Consider the following 16,157-nt stretch of genomic DNA (forward strand, 5'->3'; position numbering starts at 1 on the left):
GGCGGCGGCACACGAGGTGGCCCTCGGGTGTGGTGAACATCACGGCATCGGTGCCGCGCGCGGCCCGGCAGGCGCGCTGCGCATCGCGCAAGGCCTCTTCGCGTTCGCGGTCGGCCTGTTGGGCCAACAGCATGGCGTGCTGCAGACGCGCGGCCGGCTCGGCGTCTGTGGTCGGGCGGGCCGGCGCTGCGTCGAGGCGGTAGACGCTGCCCAGGGCGATGCCGAAGATGGCCGCCAGGATGTAGCGCGCGACCTGGGCCAGCGCGCCGCGCCCACCAACTGGGAGGGTGGGGCTGCGCGTCATGCTGCGCCTCCTGCGCCGACCGCAATCGGCTGGCCGTAGGTGCGCAGGAAGCCCTGCGCCTAGATAGAAGTGCGCAAGCTGCTTGTCGAGGGTGCCGAGGGGCCGCGAAGCGCTGGCGGTCTTCGCTGGTTCACTGGCGCCTGCGGGCAGCGTGAGAGGGTGGGGTTCCGGCTTGACGCTAGCCGGTGCGGTAGTTGCTGACATTCGGCCCTCCGTTGTGGATGGACCGAAGTCTAAGAAACTTAGACTATCTCGTCAAATAATTTTAGACTGCACTTGTCTCAATGCCGGCCGGACGGCCATCCCGCAACCCATTCGCTGCGCAGCGCTATGCACCCATGTGGGCGTCTGCGGTGGGCCTACATGACTTCGGGCGCATGGAAAGCGGTCATATTCACGAGCTTGCAAATTGTTACGTTTGCCGCTTGAACTGGTAAATTTTGGCGCCTGAACCTACAGCGAGGCCTGTTTGCTCTGCATGTTCACAACATCCAGTTGGATGGTCGCGGCGGCTAGCAATATAGCCGTCTCCAAGCGCACCTTGTCGGCCTGATCCAGGCGCTGGATCTTCGCAAGGCTGACCCCAGCAAGTGGCCAATCTGACTCGCCGGTCACGACTTCATCCAGCGTCATGCCGTAGAGGCGTGCAAGCGTCTTGAGCTTGAAGATGTCGGGTGTCGCATGACCCGACTCCCAGTGGTAGAAGGCTTTCGGCTTCATGCCAACCGCCATCGCGGCTTCTGCGGGCGATATTCCAGCGCGGCTTCTTGCGGTCTTCAGCCGAATAGCGAGCTGGGCTTTCTCAAATGAAACTTCGGCCATGCGGCAAACCTACCCGAGCGATTCGAGGGTGGTCTAAGGATCTTTGACTGGGTAGTCTAAAAATATTAGACTCCGCCAGATGGATCACCATGCTGAGGCTCGGCGCCACGCCATCCACGAGGCTGCCACGTTGTTGGGCGGACAGGCCGGATTGGCGCGCGTCCTGCGATACAAGGACCGTCGGAACGTCCACCCTTGGATGTCGGGCGAGCGCCCGCTCCCGCCCGAGCACTGCGTGCGTGTTGAGCAGGAAACGGGTGGCGCGGTAGGCCGTAAGCGCCTGCGGCCCGATGACTGGTTTGACATCTGGCCCGAGCTGAAAGACGCCGCAGCCCCTGTGTCGGAGGGCGCTCATGTCTGAGTTCGACCCGCACTCGTTCCTTGGCATGCGCGCGGAAGTAGCGCGCTGCGAGGCGGTGGAGCTCGCTTTCCAGGCCGAGCGTTCCCGCCTTGTAGGGCGCCTGGACGTCAGCGCGCTGCTGTCGGCAAGGTCCAACCTTGCATTTCTTCGTGCAGCGCCAGCCGCAAGTCGTCCTCTGTCATCGAGCGGACGTCCCGCGGAAGCCAGTGGTGCTTGTTGATCAGATGAAGGTGCACCGCGTCCATGCCGTCGATGTCTTGCCACCCTGCACGCTTGGCAAGTTCGAAGCCGAACACCTCCAGAAGGTAGTTGAGGTTTCCACGTGTGGTGTGCAGCGCTTTGAGTCCAGCAAAACGTTGCTTCTCGTCCAGTTTCATGGGTGTTCCTTTCCGGGTTGGTGGTGACGTGGAAATCCCATTTTCCCCGGGCTGCGAACACCCGCCCATTCCACCTCCGCGCCGCAACTTGCGGTGCTGTCGTTCCTTCTCCTCCCCGTCTCCATCCGTCGAGCGCAGGCAAGCGCTCGGCCTTGGCGGCGCCGTGGTGCGGAGGTGCCTTTCTTTGCATGTGCGCAGTGTGCCGACCGGTCTCTTGCGCGTCTTTCATTTCGAAACAGGAGATCGGTGATGCCTCAGTGCGTCCTTGACGCCGCGTACAACGTGGTGTCCGACTACCCGGGCGGCGCGGCATCGCTTGCGCCACGTGTTGACAAAGCGCCTGCCACGCTGAGCCAGGAGGTCAACGGCACGACGCAAGCCAAGCTGGGCCTGGCCACTGCCGTCAAGATCACCCAGCGCACGGGAGACATGCGCATCCTGCTCGCGTTTGCGGGCGCTTGCGGTCAGATGCTGCTGCCGCTGCCAGAGGGGCTGGATGTCGATGGTGACGATTGCATGCGCGCCGCCACGGTGGCCGCGCAGGAGTTCGGCGAGCTGATGGGCGAGGTCATGGCTGCGCGTGCAGATGGCCGCACGACCGACAACGAGCTGGACCGGGTCACACGCAGCACAGGGGAGCTGATGCGTGCGCTGCACGCCCTGAATGCGGCATTCGTGGCCAGCAACATGGCGGCCAAGCCGGAAGCGCTGCGCCCCCTTCAGGGCGTGCGTTGAAATGGGCGCCGCGGAACTGGCTTCGCGCGGGCAATGCGCAGACCGCATTCCTCCCACCATCTCGCATATTGACGGGTCGCAAGTAAGCGATGGTGTAGGAATGTGTCTCGTCCGGGTGTCCGGCGGACGAAGGGAGGGTGGCGCATGAAACCGCGTCAACTCAGCTTCACGCTGGCGTGCTTGCCGGTGCCCATCGTCGGCGCGGCCAAGGCGGTGCTGATGGTCATGGCTTGCCGCGCGAACAACGACACAGGGCGATGCTGGTCGAGCGTGCCTGACCTGGTGCTGGGCTCGGGCTGGCGTCGGACCGCGGTGCTGGACGCCATCCAGGAGTTGGAGGGCCTGGGGCTCATTGCGGTCGTGCGCCGGCCCGGCCGGGCGTCCACCTACTTGCTGCGGCGCGCAGCCATCGAGGCGATGTGCCCGCCGTGCAGCCCCGACGACGACCTGGGGGACGACGATGGCGATGCGCCAGAGGCGGGGCCCGACCAGTCCGCCACACGGACCAGTCCGCCACACGGACCGGTCCGCCACACGGACGGGGGTAGTCCGCCCGGCGGACCGCACCAGTCCGCCGGGCGGACCCGAACTCTCTTGAACTTACAAGAACTTGATAAGACCCCCCTACCCCCGCAAGCGGGGGAGGGCGTGGTCGATGACTTTCAGCAATTCTGGGATGCCTACCCACGTCGCGAGGCCCGGGGTTCGGCAGAGAGGGCATGGCGAAGGCTCAACCCGTCGCCGGCGGCGGCTGCGAACATCCTCGCGGCGCTTGCGCTGCAACGGCAGAGCGCGGCATGGCAGCGCGAAGGGGGGCGGTTTGTGCCGATGCCTGCGAAGTGGCTGCGCAACCGCCGCTGGGCCGATGGGGCGCAGTCCGCCCAGCCGCGCGCGGCACTGCCTGAAGGGTGGCAGGACGATCCGGCCCAGGTGAAAGCCGTGGGCGCGAGCATCGGGCAGCCGTTCAGCTTGGCAGGGTTGGGCAACGGGTGGACCGACGACGAGCGCATCGGCCACTACCGGCGCTACCGTGCGCAGGTCATCGCTGCGGTGCAGGCCAGGGAGGCCACGGCATGAGGATCGGTGTGTCCCACAACATCGACGAGCAGATTGCCAGGCTGGGTGATCGGCTGTCCGATATCGCCGACGTGACGGCGCAGGCACTCAACGACACCGGCTTCGCTGTGCGTGCAGCCGAGCAGCAGTTGCTGGGCGAAGCGTTCGACCGGGTCACGCCGTACATCAGCAAGAGCGTGTTGGTCGAGCAGGCCACGCCGGACAGGCTGGAGGTTGGCGTCGCGGCGCAGTACCTCGGCGGCAAGGGCGGGGATCCCGACCGAATCCTGGCGCCGCACATAGACGGCGGCCGTCGAGGCGACAAGGCATCGGAGCGCGCGCTGCAACGTGCGGGCATCCTGCCCCAGGGCTACCAGATCGTGCCAGGCGCAGGGGCGCCGCTCGACCCCTACGGCAACGTGCAGCGTGGCTTCATCGTCAAGATCATGTCCTGGTTCCAGGCGTTCGGACAGCAGGGCTACAGCGCCAACATGACGCCTGCCACGCGCAAGCGCCGCGAGAAGCTGGGCCGCACGGCCAGCGGCTACCGCACCATCCAGGGTACTTCGTACTTCGTGGCGTATGGCAGCCTGCGTGGCAGCCCGCGCGACAGCCATCTGGCCCCTGGCATCTACAGCAAGACTGGCATCCACGGCGTGGACATCAAGCCGCTGCTGCTGTTCGTGCAGCGCGGTCAGTACAGCCGGACCCTGGACTGGGGCGGCGTCGCCCAGCGGACGGTGTCCGAGGCGTTCCCTCGCCGCTTCCGCTATCGGTACCGCACGAAGCTGGAGGCCCAGGCGTGATGGCGCTTCATCTCATGCCCCATGCGCCCGGGTGGGGCACCCCCCCGGGGTTCATGGGTCCTTCCGGCGAGCCCCCAAGCACGGGTAATTCGAACCGCGTTCGCGGACTGTTCAGTGGTCTTCCTAAGGGGGTTGTGTTGTGAGGATGGTTGACCTCGACGCAGCCGGAACGCAGCTCATGCTCGGCTCGATGGTCGGCGTTTCGCAGCAGGCCGTCAGTGCGCTCATGCGAGAGGGAAAGATTCCAGCCCAGGGCACTGTGGGCGATCTGCTTCTGGCCTACTGCGAGCGCATGCGCGCCGTGGCGGCGGCACGTGCGAGCGAGGAGGGCGGCGTCGACCTGGTGCAGGAGCGGGCGCTGCTGGCGCGCGAGCAGCGCATCGGCCAGGCGCACAAGAACGCGGTGGCCCGCGGGGAGTACGCACCCATCGGAGTGCTGGCCGATGTGCTGGCCGAGGCATCGTCGGCCGTGGTCGACCGCTTCGACCAGCTCGACGGCATGATCAGCAAGGCATGTCCGGACTTGCCCGATGAGGTGCGGACCCTGCTGCAGAAGCTCATCGCCAGCGCGCGCAACGAGTGGATCCGCGCCACGGACAAGAAGGTGCTGGACCGTGTCGACGCCATGGTCCAGGCCGGCGAAGATGACGCTGGCGACGAAGGCGACTTCGACGATGCTGCACCCTGAAACGGCGGCCGCGCTCAAGGCCGCCGTCCACGCTGGCATGGACGGCTTTCGGGCGGAGACGCCGCAGCGATTGGGCGACTGGGCCAAGGCCAACTTCATGCTGGCCGGCGAGAGCAGCCACCAGAAAGGGGGCTGGGAGGCCTGGTCCCTGCAGGTCGGTGTGCTTGACTTCATGTCCGACGACCGCATCAAGGACTTCGTCGTCAGGAAGTCCAAGCGGGTCGGCTACACCAAGATGTTGACCGCCTTCGTCGTCTACAACATCGCGCACCGGCGCCGCAAGCAGGCAATCTGGCAGCCAACCGACGACGACCGGGACAGCTACGTCAAGTCGGAGATCGATCCGGTGCTTGACCCTGAGACCGGGGTGAAGGCGGTCAACGCTGTGCGCAAGAAGGGCAAGGGCTCCGAGGACACGATGAAACTGAAGATGTTCCTCGGGTCCGCGCTGCACCTGCTCGGCGGCAAGGCGGCCCGCGCCTTTCGGCGCATCACGGTCGCCGTGTCCATTCTCGATGAGTGGTCCAAGTTCGACCAGTCCGTTGAGAAGGCTGGCGATCCGGGCGGCCTGGCCAAGGGGCGTCTGGAGGGAGCGCCGTACCCAAAGTTCGTCGGCGGCAGCACACCGCTGCTCAAGGGGCTGTGCCACGTCGAGCGCGCTTGCGAGAACACCGAAGGGATGGTGCGCTTTCACATCGACTGCCCGCGATGCGGCGTTGAGCACCCGCTGACCTGGGGCGGCAAGAAGTTCGCCCACGGTTTCAAGTGGGAGCGGGGCAAGCCTGAGACCGTGCGGCACGTCTGCCCGCACTGCCACGAGTCGATCACGCAGGCCGACTATCTGAGCGCGGGCGGCCTGCCGGCGCCTGGCGTCTGGGTGTGCGAGCGGACCGGCAAGCGATATGGCATGGACCGTGTCTGGCGCGACTCGGCCGGCATGCCATGTGCGCCGCCGCGCACGCTCGGCCTGCACGTGTGGGCGGCCTACAGCCCGCAGCGCGATTGGCCATCCATCGTCACGGAGTTCGAGGAGGCGCTGGTGGAGCTGGAGAAGGGCGAAGCAGGCCCGATGCAGCTATTCGTCAACGAGACGCTGGGCGAGACCTGGGAGTTGCAGGGCCAGCGGTCCGACGAGCACGCGCTGCAAGCGCGCGCCGAGCCTTACAAGCTCACCGTCGTGCCTAAGGGCGGCCTGGTTCTCACGGCCGGTGTCGACGTGCAGCGCAACCGTTGGGAGATCACGGTCTGGGCATGGGGCCGCGGCATGGAGTCTTGGGTCGTGGATGTGATCGTGCTCGAAGGCAACCCGGCGGTGGACGACGACTGGGAGCAGGTGACCGCGCACCTGCAGCGCCGCTACAAGCAGGAGTGGCACGGCGGATCCATGGGGTTGTCTGCCATCAGCATCGACTCGTCCGACCAGACGCAGGCCGTCTACAACTGGGTGCGCACCGCCCAGCACATCCTGCCGCGGCTGAGCGCGATCAAAGGCGATGGCGCTGAGACCGTCAACATCCTGGGCGCCAGCAGCCTGCAGGAAGTGAACTGGCGCGGGCAGAAGGTGCCCAAGGGCATCAAGCTCTGGCGCGTCGGTGTCGATGCGGCCAAGGACTTGCTGCTGGGCCAGTTGGAGATCGACAAGCCCGGCGCTGGCTGCGTCCACTTCAGTGACGAGTTGCCGCGCGAGTTCTATGAGCAGCTGACGGCCGAGCAGCGCGTGCTGTCGAAGGTCAATGGCCGCGACGCCTACAGGTGGATCAAGCGGCGCCCACGCAACGAGCAGCTCGACAACCGCAACTACGCGTTGCACGCGGCCTACCGGCTCGGCCTGCACAAGTTCACCGACAAGGATTGGGCCAAGGTCGAGGCTGCGGTGCAGCCGCCCGCGGACCTGTTCTCCAGCCCAGTGCCGGAGGCAGCGCCCGAGCCAGTGCCTGCGCCTGCGCCGGTCGCGGCGCCCCCGGCAGTGCGCCGCATGGCGCCGCTTTCCCGGGCTGGCGGGGGGTTCGCAAAGAGCTGGTGACACCTCTTGCAACTTGACAGGCAAAAAGCGACAATCAGCCTGTCGCGCTTGAAAATCACCTCTGCACAAGATCTCCAAATGGCTGACATCGTCGATGACTTCCTGACACGCCTGGTGCAGCATGTGCCCGAGTTGCCGACCGATACGCGTGTCCGGCTGGAGTCAGACCTGCGTGGGCAGTGGGGCGGCTCGAAGCCCTACGTCGCCAAGCAAATGAACCGCGTCACACGAACCACCCTGCTGGCGTGCGGGCTGCGCAGCCAGTTGCCCATGCGAGAGGTTTTCGCGCGTGCGGGCGTCAGCCCCCGGACCGGGTATCGGCTCCTGGGCGGGAAGTAGCGCCCAGCGCCAGGTCCGCTTGGCGCTGTGCCAAATTGGGCCTTAACTCTTCTCGGGCGGGCTCGCACCATGCGAGCCCATGAGCGCGACCCCTGAACCATCCTGCATCGTCGCGGGCGATACCGTTGCCTGGCGCAAGGTGCTGCCGGCCTACCCTGCAAGCGAAGGCTGGGTCCTTGCCTATGCGCTGATCAACGCTGCGCGCCGGATCGACATCACCAGCTCGGCGGCTGGCGCCGACCACCAAGTCAACCTGCAGCCCTCGACCACGGCCGGCTATGTGGCCGACGCCTACGAGTGGGTGGCGGTGGTCACGCGGGCTGGCGAGCGACATACCGTTGGTCGCGGCCAAATGCGCGTGCAGCCTGACCTGATGGCAGCCAGCGCCCACGATGGCCGCACCAGTGCGCGCAAGGCGTTGGACGCGGTCAATGCGGCGATGGAGACCTACGGCAACAAGGCGTACCTCCAGTCCTACCAGATCGCTGGCCGCAGCCAGTCATTCCGCTCGCCATCCGAGTTCATGGCGTTCCGCAGCCAGCTGATGGCGGAAGTGCGCCGCGAGGAGATGGCTGGCCGCCTGGCTGCCGGAATGGGTGGCGCCAACATGGTCGGCGTGCGGTTCAACACCCGATGAGTTCCGCCGCCGTCCCTTGGTACAACGAGCGCGCGGTGTCGCAGAAGCGCAGCGTGGTGCTCACAAAGTGGCTGCAGCAGCGCCCCGGCGCCATTGGGCGCAGTGGCATTGAGCCTGTGCGCATGCTGCAGGCGCCGGCCCGCCGCGCCTACGCTGCGGCGCAGGTCAACCGGCTCACCCAGGGCTGGAGCACGACCAGCGCCAGTGCCAACACCGACATCCATCGTGCGCTCGACGCGGTGCGCGCGCGCTCGCGCAGCCTCTCGCAGAACGACGAGTACGTGCGCAAGTGGCTGGCGCTGGTCGACACCAACGTCGTCGGCCCCGATGGCTTCCGGCTACAGGGGCGTGTCTACGGGGCCGACCGTCAGCCCGACCGCCTGGCGAACGATGCCATCGAGGCCGGAATCGCGCGGTGGTCCGAGGCGGGCGTGTGCGATGTCACTGGCCGCCATAGCCGCACGGACCTGGAGCACATCGGCATCAAGCAGGTCGCCCGCGATGGCGAGTACCTGTTCCGCTGGATCCGAGGGGCCGAGGCCGGCAATGCATTCGGCCTGGCGCTGCAGGCGCTGGACGTGGACCGGCTGGACACGAACCTGAACCGGCCTGCCGACCAGGGGCGCAATGCCATCCGCATGGGCGTCGAGCTCAACCGCTATGGCCGGCCCGTGGCGTACCACCTGCGCAGCGCTCACCCAGGCGACCTGTACCAGCAGGCGCAGGGTGGCCAGGTCGGCGTTGTTGAGCGCGTGCCAGCCGAAGACATCCTGCACGACTTCATTGCGGACCGCCCCGAGCAGGTCCGCGGCATGCCATGGGCTCACGCGGCCATGCCGCGGCTGAACAACATTGGCGGGTACGAGGAGGCTGCTGTCATCGCTGCGCGCGTTGGCGCCAGCAAGATGGGGTTCTTCACCACCCCCGAGGGTGACAACGCGCCGGTCGTGACCGGAACCGAGGTCGATGGGGCGGGCAATGCTGTTCCCGTCATGGACGCTGACCCGGGAACGTTCCAGACGCTGCCCCAAGGCGTGGAATTCACGCCGTTCAATCCCGACTATCCGGCGGCGATGTACGCCGACTTCGTGAAAGCGAACCTGCGCGGCGTGGCCAGTGGCCTGCTGGTGGCCTACCACTCCCTCGCCAACGACCTGGAGGGCGTGAGTTTTTCGAGCATCCGGTCGGGCACGCTGGAAGACCGTGACATGTGGATGCTGATCCAACGCTGGTTCTCCCAGTCGTTCCTGCGCCGCGTGCACGCCGAGGTGCTGCGCGTCGGCCTGGCCTTCGGCTTGTTCGTGATGCCCAACGGCAGTGCGCTTCCGCTGGCCAAGATCGACAAGTTCCGGCCGCACACGTGGCAGGGCCGGCGATGGGAGTGGGTCGACCCGCGCGCCGACATCGAGGCCGATGTCGCTGCCATCGACGCGGGCCTCAAGAGCCCGCAGAGCGTGGCCGCGAAGCTGGGCATGGACTACGAGGACCTGCTGCAAGAGATCAAGCAGGCCGAGGACATGCGCAAGGCCGCTGGCGTGGTGTTGCCCGACCGGCACGCCAAGGCCCAGCTGCAGCAGCCCGCGGCGCCGGCCGCCAAACCCAAATCGAAGTCTGAGGACGAAACATGACGATGCGAATCACGATGACCCAGGCACGCCTGGGCGAGGCTGGGGCGGTGCTGGCCCTTGGGCAGACCTACACGGTCTCCGACGCGTTCGGCGCGGAGATGGTCGGCAAGCGCTTTGCTTCCGACACCGACGGGGTGCTGCTGCCTCCGCAGACCGCCAACCCGGTGTCTTCCGACCCTCAGCGCGGGCTTGTTGTCGGAAGCGGTTCCTCGGTGTCAGGGGGTGGCGGCACGCCTATCGTCGTCACCGGCACGCCAGGCGTGGGCAACGTGCTCACGGCGAGCTTTCCGATGGGCACGGGTGCGGTCAAGTGGCAGCGGCTGATCGGTTCCACCTGGACGGACATCGCTGGCGAGACGGCGCTGACGTACACCCAGGTGGTCGCTGACGCGCCGGGCGTGCGGCCGGTGGCCACCGCCTACACGCCGTTCGGCGCTGCGACGACGTTCCCCGGCCCGTCCGTCTACCTCGGCAACTTTGCGGGCCAGGTGCTGACGATGACCGACCGTGCCGGCTCTGGATCCGGCACGCAGTCCATGAGCCGGTCGCGGCACCGCGCCCGTGCCGCCGTATCGTTCGTGCAGATCGCCATCCCGAATTGGGTCGTTTTGCACAGCAATTTCACCGAGACGGCGGGCAACGGACCGGCCACCGTGGAGGCGGCCATCGAGTACCCCATCGGGACGACGAGCACGCGCTTCAAGTGGTCGACAGCCAACTCCACGGTGATCCCGGCGGGAGAAACCTCCGCGCTCTCCGACAAGCTCGCCATCGCGCTGCCGAAAAACGCCGAATTCATGATTCGGATCTACTGGACGTGCCCGAACGGCCTGATCTGGCAGTCCAGCCCGTCCGGCGGCTTCTACCCACTGGTCAATGACACTGCCCGCGGAGAGGGCTACGTCTACGCCGTCAGCGGCCTGGCCAACACGGTCACGGGCGTTGGCGCGGTGTCGGGCGGCACCTCGGGCGGGGACGGCATCCGCTTTGGACCCTGCGCCATCGTTTCTGACATTGTGGAGCCAACGATCGGGATCATCGGGGACAGCCGCACCACCGGCGCATCTGACAGCTATGGGGATGCCACTGGCGACCTGGGTGTCGTGGCGCGGTCCATCGGCCCGAACTTTGGATACATCCACGTTGGCAAACACAGCGACGGCGCCGACAAATTCATTGCGTCCAGCACTCGACGCCGTGAGCTGATGCAGTACGTGTCGCACATCATCTGCGAGTACGGCATCAACGACGTTGTGGGCGCCGGGCGCACCTGGACTCAGCTCCAGGCATCGCTCAACACCATCCACGGTTACTTCCCGGACAAGCCCGTGTGGCAGACCACGCTGAACCCGTGGACGACCAGCAGCGATTCCTGGGCCACGACTGCGGGGCAGACCAAGGGCGCATGGGCCACGCGCTACGACGAGGTCAACGCCGGCATCCGTGCTGGCGGCGTGGGTGCTGGCCGGGTGTTCGACATCGCCAGCATCGCGGAGTCCGCAATCGGGAGTGGCTTGTGGCGCGTGAACGGGACTGCCAATTACGCCACCAACGATGGCGCCCACGAGACCTTTGCCATGAACATCCTGATCAAGAACAGCGGGATCATCCCGGCGTCTGCCTTCACGCGCTGATTCCCACCCTCTTGCCGGGCGGATCCATCCACTTGCTGGTGCAGACTTGACCATCTGAAGGCTCGCCATGCGAGCCTTGTCACTTCTTGACCGACTCGGCTGGCGGCTTCCAGTCCTTGGGCGGTGTGCCCTTTGCTACCCGCTCGCGCATCCAGTCGTAGCCGTAGAGGTCAACTCGCTCCCAGGCTGCAGCATTCATGCTGATGGTCCTTGGGATGAGCCGCTCGTCGTCGGAGAGGCGCGGCCTGCCTCCTTTGTTCTTGGTCGTCATGCGTGAATTCTGTCACGGTTTCGTTGGTTGATAAACGTAAGTTTACCTACTAGGTAAACAAGGGCTCTGCTACAGTTTTTCTAATAGAAAAACTCTTTGCAAAGGGCCGTCATGCTGCCACCGATATCTGCCAACATCACGCTCCAGGTCGATGCGAATGTTCTCGCAGAGCTGGTAATTTCACGGTTTCGCGAAGCGATTTATTCCGGGCTGGCGCCGGGTGTCGCTGCGATGCCTGTCCAGGCGGCTTCGGTTGATGGGGGTGTTCTAGCCTCTGCGGTGGCTGTTGTGCCACCGCATGCAGTTCCTCCGCACGTGCAGGTGCCGCCGGCGCCGGCGCCCGCTCCGCCGCCAGTGCCTGTCGTCGCGGCTTCGGTTGCCCAGTCCGAGCCGGAGCCCCAACTGCCATCGGTAGACGAGCCTGCGGGTCGGACGGTGCGTGAGTGGCTGGCGATCTACCGCGACATCGTTGCGCGCAAAAGCATCAAGGCCAACACGCGCACGAACACCGAGTCCAATCTCCGGCATATCGACCGCCTCTGGGGCGAGCTGCCGATCCGTAGCCTCAAGCCTCGCCTGATCAAGGCTGCGCTGCAGGACGGGTTGGAGAGCGACAGTCTGCGCGGCCGCGTGCTGGCGCTCATGAAGGACGTGCTGAAGGAGGCGGTGATGGATGAATGGGTGGAGGCCAATGCCGCCCTGCCCGTCGACCCGATCTCCGCCAAAGTGCAGCGCAAGCGCATGAGCCTGGAGACGCTGGCCGGCGTGCGCGATGCGGCGGCAGCGCATGCGCAGGCGTGGGTCACGCCGATGGTCTTGCTCGGGGTGGCCACCGGCCAGCGCCGCGCTGATCTTGCAAAGATGAAGTTCTCCGACGTGGTCGATGGGTGCCTGCAGGTGGTCCAGCAAAAGGAGGCCGGCAAGGGCTACGGCTCGCGGCTGGCCATCCCGCTGGATCTGCGGCTGGATGCAATCGGCATGTCGGTCGGCGAGGTGATCGAGTCCTGCCGCGAATACGCGCCACCTGGCGATTTCCTGATCCGGCAGAAGAGCGGCAAGCCGCTGGAAAAATCGAATCTCAGCGCGCGCTTCACCGAGATCATGCGCACTGCGTTCCCCGGCGCCTACGGTGAGGGCGAGTGGCCCTCGTTGCACGAGCTGCGATCTCTGTCTGAGCGCCTGTACCGCAAGCAGGGCATCGACACGCAGACGCTGCTCGGCCACGCCGACATCGCAATGACCAACCGCTACAACGACGACCGCGGTTTGACTGCCAAGGAGTTCAAGCGCGTCGGGTTCAAGAAGCCCGAGCCGCCCGCGGCCGAGTAGTTGCCTCGCGTGGCGGCTGTGCCAAATTGGGCCTTAACCGGGCAGCGTGTTCTGCGGACCATCGCTGCCCATGAGCCAAGCCCCTGCAGCCCCCGCGCCCGAAGCCGCACAGAAGCGCTCCGTCGCGCCTGGCACGCGCATGGAGCGTGCATTCGGCGTTGCGCGTAGCGCGGTCGACACCGAGGCCCGCACGGTGGAGCTGGCGCTGGCCAGCGAGACCGTGGTGGACCGTGGCTGGTTCCGAGAAATTCTGTCGTGCGACCCGGGCGCCATTCGCCTGGCGCGCATGCGCGATGGTGCGCCGCTCTTGTGCGGTCACGATCACGACGATCACGTAGGCGTAGTCGAGTCTGTCCAGATTGGCGCTGACCGGGTGGTCCGCGCCAAGGTGCGCTTTGGCCGAAGCGCAAGGGCCGAGGAAGTGTTCGCCGATGTGGTCGACGGCATCCGCCGTCATGTCAGCGTGGGCTATGTGATCCACCAAGCCGTTGCCACGGAAGTGCGCGACAGCGGGGTCGACACCTACACCGCCACCGATTGGGAGCCCTTGGAGGTCTCTCTGGTGAGCGTGCCCGCCGATGCCTCCGTCGGCGTGGGCCGCAGCGCACAGCTGCCCGTGCCCGTTGCCGCCGTTCCTCTTTCTGTCCCATCAAAGGAGTCCCGCGTGACCCCCGATACCACCACGGCCGCGCCTGCCGCTGCCCCCGCCCCCGTCGCCGCCCCGGCCATTGCTGCCGCACCCGCAGCGCCGGCGATCACCAGTGACGACGTGCGCCAGCATGTCGCCAACGAGCGTGCCCGTGTGCGCGAACTCGGCGCCATCGGCGAAACCTTCGCCCGCTTCGGTGGTGTGGCGCTCGCGCGCACCGCCGTCGAAAAGGGCGAGACCGTCGAGCAGCTGCGGGCGCACATCATGAACGCCATGACGGCATCGCAGGCCGCGCCCGTCACCATGCTCGACATGGAGCCGAAGCAGGCCAAGCGCTTCAGCGTCTTCAAGGCCATCCGCGCACTGACCGACAAGAGCTGGAAGGGCGCTGAGTTCGAGCTGGAGTGTCACACCGAGATCCTCAAGCGCACCGGTCTGCAGGAGGCGGTGCACGGCGGCTTTTACCTGCCGATGGACATCCAGAAGCGTGACCTGACGGTGGCTGCGCCCACGGGTGGTGGCAACCTGGTTGCCACGAACCTCGACGCGGCCAATTTCATCGACCTGCTGCGCGCCCGCAGCCGCCTGGTGGCACTTGGCGCCACGCTGTTGCCTGGCCTGGTCGGCAATGTGGCCGTGCCCAAGCAGACCGGCGCCGCCACCGCCTACTGGCTGGTGAATGAAGCCGCGCCGATCACCGAGAGCCAGCAGACCGTTGGCCAGTTGCCCTTGTCGCCCAAGACGCTGGGCGCGTACACCGAGCTGAGCCGCCTGCTCATGCTGCAAAGCACCCCGGCCGCCGAGTCCATGGTCATGGCTGACCTCGCGAAGGTGCTCAGCCTGGGCATCGACCTGGCTGGTTTCGAGGGCAGCGGCACGGGCGGGCAGCCCACCGGCATCGCCAACACCGCCGGCATCGGCTCCGTGGTCGGTACGGGGCTGGCCTACCCGGGCATCATCGAGTTCCAGACCGACCTGGCTTCCAGCAACGCGCTGGCCGATGGCTGCGCCTACGCCACCACCCCCGCCGTCGCTGGCCTGCTGATGCAGCGTCAGCGCTTCAGCGGCACGGACACGCCGCTGTGGACTGGCACGGTGCTGGATGGCCAGGTGGGCGGCTACCAGGCCACCACCACCACGCAGCTTACCGCCGGCAGCATGATCTTCGGCGACTACAGCCAGGTCGTGATTGGCGAGTGGGGCATGCTGGAGATCGCGCTCAACCCGTACGCCAACTTCACTGCTGCGATCACGGGTATCCGCGCCATCCAGAGCGTGGATGTGGGTGTTCGCCAAGTGGCCGCGTTCTCGCGCGCCACCAGCATCACCTGAGGTGCGGCGCAGCATGGCCCCCGCAGTCAAAGTAAGCCCTGCCGACCCGCAGCCGTACACCGTGCTGCGCGCCATCAGCATCGATGGCGGGCGGGTCGAGCCAGGTGCCACTGTGCACCTGACGCTCGTGCAGTACACCGAGCTGGCCACGGCCGGCAAGGTGGGGCCGCACGACCCTAAGGCCGAGGCCCGCGCGGCCAAGGCTGCCAAGGCTGCTGCAGCTGAGAGGGCAAAGGCCGAGGAGGCCGCTGCGGCAGCCGCGCGAGAGGCGCAGGCGAACGCACAGGCCGAAGCCGAGGCCGAAGCGCTGCAGAAGCAGCAGGACGAGCAGCGCGAGCAGGCGGGCCCGTCCGATCTGCTGGGTGACGCTGTCGAGTCGCAAGGCTGAGCGAGGCCATGTTCACCGAAGACCTGGGCGCCTTCTTCGACGTGGCCAGCGGCTTTGCCGTGGTGGCCACGGCGGGCGGAGCCTCGTTCCCGGTGATCTATGACGCGCACCCGGAGGCGGTGGGCGGCTTCGTCGAGACCGTGGGCCCGGAGTGCCGGGCGCGCAGCAGCGATGTGGCCGCGCTCGACCACGGCAGCCAGATCTCGGTGCAGGGCGAAGGCTTGTTTGCCGTCACCGGCAAGCAGCCGGATGGCACTGGCATCACCGTGCTGCAACTGCGCAGGGCCTGACCATGCACGTGAAGCGCCAGATCCTCCATGCGCTGCGCGTCGCGCTCGCCGAGGCGTTCGCGTCCGCGCTCGTCGACCTGGACCGGCTCGACCCGGTGCCGGCTGGCCGCTGCCCCGCCATCCTGCTGCGCGAAAGCGACAGCGGCGAAGGCATCACGAAGGTCACGGCCGAAGGCATCCAGCGGCGCGATCTGCCGGTCAGCGTGTCGATGTGCGTGGCCCGCGCCACGGGCTACGGCGACGAGGCTGATGCCTTGGGCCTGCAGGTCGAGCAGCTGCTGGCCGGCGGCTCTCAGCCCGACCTGACGACGGACCTGGAGGGGCTGTGCTGCTTCGGCATCGCCCTGCGCGGTTCGCGGCTGTTCATGAGCGGCGAGGGCGAGACCGCCATCGCAGTGCTCATGCACACCTGGATTTTTTCCTACGCGGTGGATCCGGCCCAGCCGGATGTCGCCATCACCTGATTCCATCGCCCGCGAGGGCAACAC

General features: G+C 66.7%; 19 protein-coding genes. 15 read left to right on the forward strand and 4 right to left on the reverse strand.

The window, feature by feature from the left end:
* The coding region (locus ASF44_RS17185; protein ID WP_056900460.1) for a hypothetical protein at positions 1 to 304 on the reverse strand (304 nt) is incomplete at its 3' end.
* A 453-nt stretch (positions 305 to 757) separates the two neighbouring features.
* Entirely contained in the window at positions 758 to 1,126 is a 369-nt protein-coding gene (locus ASF44_RS17190) for a helix-turn-helix domain-containing protein (RefSeq protein ID WP_082524857.1), read from the reverse strand.
* 79 nt (positions 1,127 to 1,205) lie between these two features.
* Between ASF44_RS17190 and ASF44_RS31180 the strand changes: the two genes are divergently transcribed.
* The gene (locus tag ASF44_RS31180; protein WP_082524858.1) at positions 1,206 to 1,487 is read left to right on the forward strand and encodes a YdaS family helix-turn-helix protein; all 282 of its coding nucleotides are present in this window, start codon (positions 1,206 to 1,208) and stop codon (positions 1,485 to 1,487) included.
* Between the two features lie 107 nt (positions 1,488 to 1,594).
* Here the strand turns inward: ASF44_RS31180 and ASF44_RS17195 are convergent, their stop codons facing one another.
* On the reverse strand, positions 1,595 to 1,864 hold the full coding sequence (locus ASF44_RS17195) for a hypothetical protein (protein WP_082524859.1): 270 nt from the start codon (positions 1,862 to 1,864) through the stop codon (positions 1,595 to 1,597).
* Between the two features lie 249 nt (positions 1,865 to 2,113).
* On the opposite strand from ASF44_RS17195, the gene ASF44_RS17200 reads away from it, so the two are divergent.
* The 9 genes from ASF44_RS17200 (at position 2,114) to ASF44_RS17240 (ending at position 11,410) form a co-directional block, all read left to right on the forward strand.
* Complete coding sequence (locus ASF44_RS17200; RefSeq protein ID WP_056900462.1) at positions 2,114 to 2,599, forward strand: phage regulatory CII family protein; 486 nt, start codon at positions 2,114 to 2,116, stop codon at positions 2,597 to 2,599.
* Between the two features lie 144 nt (positions 2,600 to 2,743).
* The gene (locus ASF44_RS17205; protein ID WP_156374565.1) at positions 2,744 to 3,676 is read left to right on the forward strand and encodes a hypothetical protein; all 933 of its coding nucleotides are present in this window, start codon (positions 2,744 to 2,746) and stop codon (positions 3,674 to 3,676) included.
* Positions 3,673 to 4,461, forward strand: coding sequence for a hypothetical protein (locus ASF44_RS17210; RefSeq protein WP_156374566.1), 789 nt, complete (start codon positions 3,673 to 3,675; stop codon positions 4,459 to 4,461). The genes ASF44_RS17205 and ASF44_RS17210 overlap by 4 nt, the downstream gene beginning before the upstream one ends.
* 145 nt (positions 4,462 to 4,606) lie before the next feature.
* Positions 4,607 to 5,149, forward strand: coding sequence for a hypothetical protein (locus ASF44_RS17215; protein ID WP_235579254.1), 543 nt, complete (start codon positions 4,607 to 4,609; stop codon positions 5,147 to 5,149).
* Complete coding sequence (locus tag ASF44_RS17220) at positions 5,106 to 7,172, forward strand: phage terminase large subunit family protein (protein WP_235579255.1); 2,067 nt, start codon at positions 5,106 to 5,108, stop codon at positions 7,170 to 7,172. Before ASF44_RS17215 ends, ASF44_RS17220 begins: the two co-directional genes overlap by 44 nt.
* Before the next feature lie 78 nt (positions 7,173 to 7,250).
* Positions 7,251 to 7,511, forward strand: coding sequence for a hypothetical protein (locus ASF44_RS17225; protein WP_056900466.1), 261 nt, complete (start codon positions 7,251 to 7,253; stop codon positions 7,509 to 7,511).
* Positions 7,512 to 7,590: 79 nt separating this feature from the next.
* Entirely contained in the window at positions 7,591 to 8,148 is a 558-nt protein-coding gene (locus tag ASF44_RS17230) for a hypothetical protein (protein ID WP_056900467.1), read from the forward strand.
* 122 nt (positions 8,149 to 8,270) lie between these two features.
* Complete coding sequence (locus ASF44_RS17235) at positions 8,271 to 9,776, forward strand: phage portal protein (RefSeq protein WP_082524893.1); 1,506 nt, start codon at positions 8,271 to 8,273, stop codon at positions 9,774 to 9,776.
* Positions 9,773 to 11,410: a hypothetical protein gene (locus ASF44_RS17240; RefSeq protein WP_156374568.1), complete on the forward strand. Its 1,638-nt coding sequence runs from the start codon at positions 9,773 to 9,775 to the stop codon at positions 11,408 to 11,410. Before ASF44_RS17235 ends, ASF44_RS17240 begins: the two co-directional genes overlap by 4 nt.
* 79 nt (positions 11,411 to 11,489) lie before the next feature.
* Here the strand turns inward: ASF44_RS17240 and ASF44_RS31940 are convergent, their stop codons facing one another.
* A complete protein-coding gene (locus tag ASF44_RS31940) occupies positions 11,490 to 11,681 on the reverse strand; it encodes a hypothetical protein (RefSeq protein WP_156374569.1) in 192 nt (63 codons plus the stop codon).
* Positions 11,682 to 11,792: 111 nt separating this feature from the next.
* On the opposite strand from ASF44_RS31940, the gene ASF44_RS17245 reads away from it, so the two are divergent.
* From ASF44_RS17245 to ASF44_RS17265, 5 genes are all read left to right on the forward strand, one after another.
* Positions 11,793 to 13,010, forward strand: a complete 1,218-nt coding sequence (locus tag ASF44_RS17245) for a tyrosine-type recombinase/integrase (protein WP_082524860.1) — start codon at positions 11,793 to 11,795, stop codon at positions 13,008 to 13,010.
* 70 nt (positions 13,011 to 13,080) lie between these two features.
* On the forward strand, positions 13,081 to 14,991 hold the full coding sequence (locus tag ASF44_RS17250; RefSeq protein WP_156374570.1) for a phage major capsid protein: 1,911 nt from the start codon (positions 13,081 to 13,083) through the stop codon (positions 14,989 to 14,991).
* A gap of 13 nt (positions 14,992 to 15,004) precedes the next feature.
* Positions 15,005 to 15,379 (forward strand): hypothetical protein, encoded by a 375-nt coding sequence (locus ASF44_RS17255; protein ID WP_156374571.1) that lies wholly within the window; start codon positions 15,005 to 15,007, stop codon positions 15,377 to 15,379.
* Between the two features lie 8 nt (positions 15,380 to 15,387).
* Entirely contained in the window at positions 15,388 to 15,669 is a 282-nt protein-coding gene (locus ASF44_RS17260) for a hypothetical protein (RefSeq protein WP_056900472.1), read from the forward strand.
* Between the two features lie 2 nt (positions 15,670 to 15,671).
* Positions 15,672 to 16,133, forward strand: a complete 462-nt coding sequence (locus tag ASF44_RS17265; protein ID WP_056900473.1) for a hypothetical protein — start codon at positions 15,672 to 15,674, stop codon at positions 16,131 to 16,133.
* Positions 16,134 to 16,157: the final 24 nt, after the last annotated feature.

The sequence above is a fragment of the Pseudorhodoferax sp. Leaf274 genome, assembly GCF_001422445.1.
In the GTDB taxonomy this organism is placed as follows: domain Bacteria; phylum Pseudomonadota; class Gammaproteobacteria; order Burkholderiales; family Burkholderiaceae_C; genus Pseudorhodoferax.

Bases quoted from the DNA above. Each gene is read 5' to 3' on its own strand.
- ASF44_RS17190 (WP_082524857.1), bottom strand. From the start codon at position 1,126: ATGGCCGAAGTTTCATTTGAGAAAGCCCAGCTCGCTATTCGGCTGAAG.
- ASF44_RS31180 (WP_082524858.1), top strand. From the start codon at position 1,206: ATGGATCACCATGCTGAGGCTCGGCGCCACGCCATCCACGAGGCTGCC.
- ASF44_RS17195 (WP_082524859.1), bottom strand. From the start codon at position 1,864: ATGAAACTGGACGAGAAGCAACGTTTTGCTGGACTCAAAGCGCTGCAC.
- ASF44_RS17200 (WP_056900462.1), top strand. From the start codon at position 2,114: ATGCCTCAGTGCGTCCTTGACGCCGCGTACAACGTGGTGTCCGACTAC.
- ASF44_RS17205 (WP_156374565.1), top strand. From the start codon at position 2,744: ATGAAACCGCGTCAACTCAGCTTCACGCTGGCGTGCTTGCCGGTGCCC.
- ASF44_RS17210 (WP_156374566.1), top strand. From the start codon at position 3,673: ATGAGGATCGGTGTGTCCCACAACATCGACGAGCAGATTGCCAGGCTG.
- ASF44_RS17215 (WP_235579254.1), top strand. From the start codon at position 4,607: ATGGTTGACCTCGACGCAGCCGGAACGCAGCTCATGCTCGGCTCGATG.
- ASF44_RS17220 (WP_235579255.1), top strand. From the start codon at position 5,106: ATGACGCTGGCGACGAAGGCGACTTCGACGATGCTGCACCCTGAAACG.
- ASF44_RS17225 (WP_056900466.1), top strand. From the start codon at position 7,251: ATGGCTGACATCGTCGATGACTTCCTGACACGCCTGGTGCAGCATGTG.
- ASF44_RS17230 (WP_056900467.1), top strand. From the start codon at position 7,591: ATGAGCGCGACCCCTGAACCATCCTGCATCGTCGCGGGCGATACCGTT.
- ASF44_RS17235 (WP_082524893.1), top strand. From the start codon at position 8,271: ATGCTGCAGGCGCCGGCCCGCCGCGCCTACGCTGCGGCGCAGGTCAAC.
- ASF44_RS17240 (WP_156374568.1), top strand. From the start codon at position 9,773: ATGACGATGCGAATCACGATGACCCAGGCACGCCTGGGCGAGGCTGGG.
- ASF44_RS31940 (WP_156374569.1), bottom strand. From the start codon at position 11,681: ATGACGACCAAGAACAAAGGAGGCAGGCCGCGCCTCTCCGACGACGAG.
- ASF44_RS17245 (WP_082524860.1), top strand. From the start codon at position 11,793: ATGCTGCCACCGATATCTGCCAACATCACGCTCCAGGTCGATGCGAAT.
- ASF44_RS17250 (WP_156374570.1), top strand. From the start codon at position 13,081: ATGAGCCAAGCCCCTGCAGCCCCCGCGCCCGAAGCCGCACAGAAGCGC.
- ASF44_RS17255 (WP_156374571.1), top strand. From the start codon at position 15,005: ATGGCCCCCGCAGTCAAAGTAAGCCCTGCCGACCCGCAGCCGTACACC.
- ASF44_RS17260 (WP_056900472.1), top strand. From the start codon at position 15,388: ATGTTCACCGAAGACCTGGGCGCCTTCTTCGACGTGGCCAGCGGCTTT.
- ASF44_RS17265 (WP_056900473.1), top strand. From the start codon at position 15,672: ATGCACGTGAAGCGCCAGATCCTCCATGCGCTGCGCGTCGCGCTCGCC.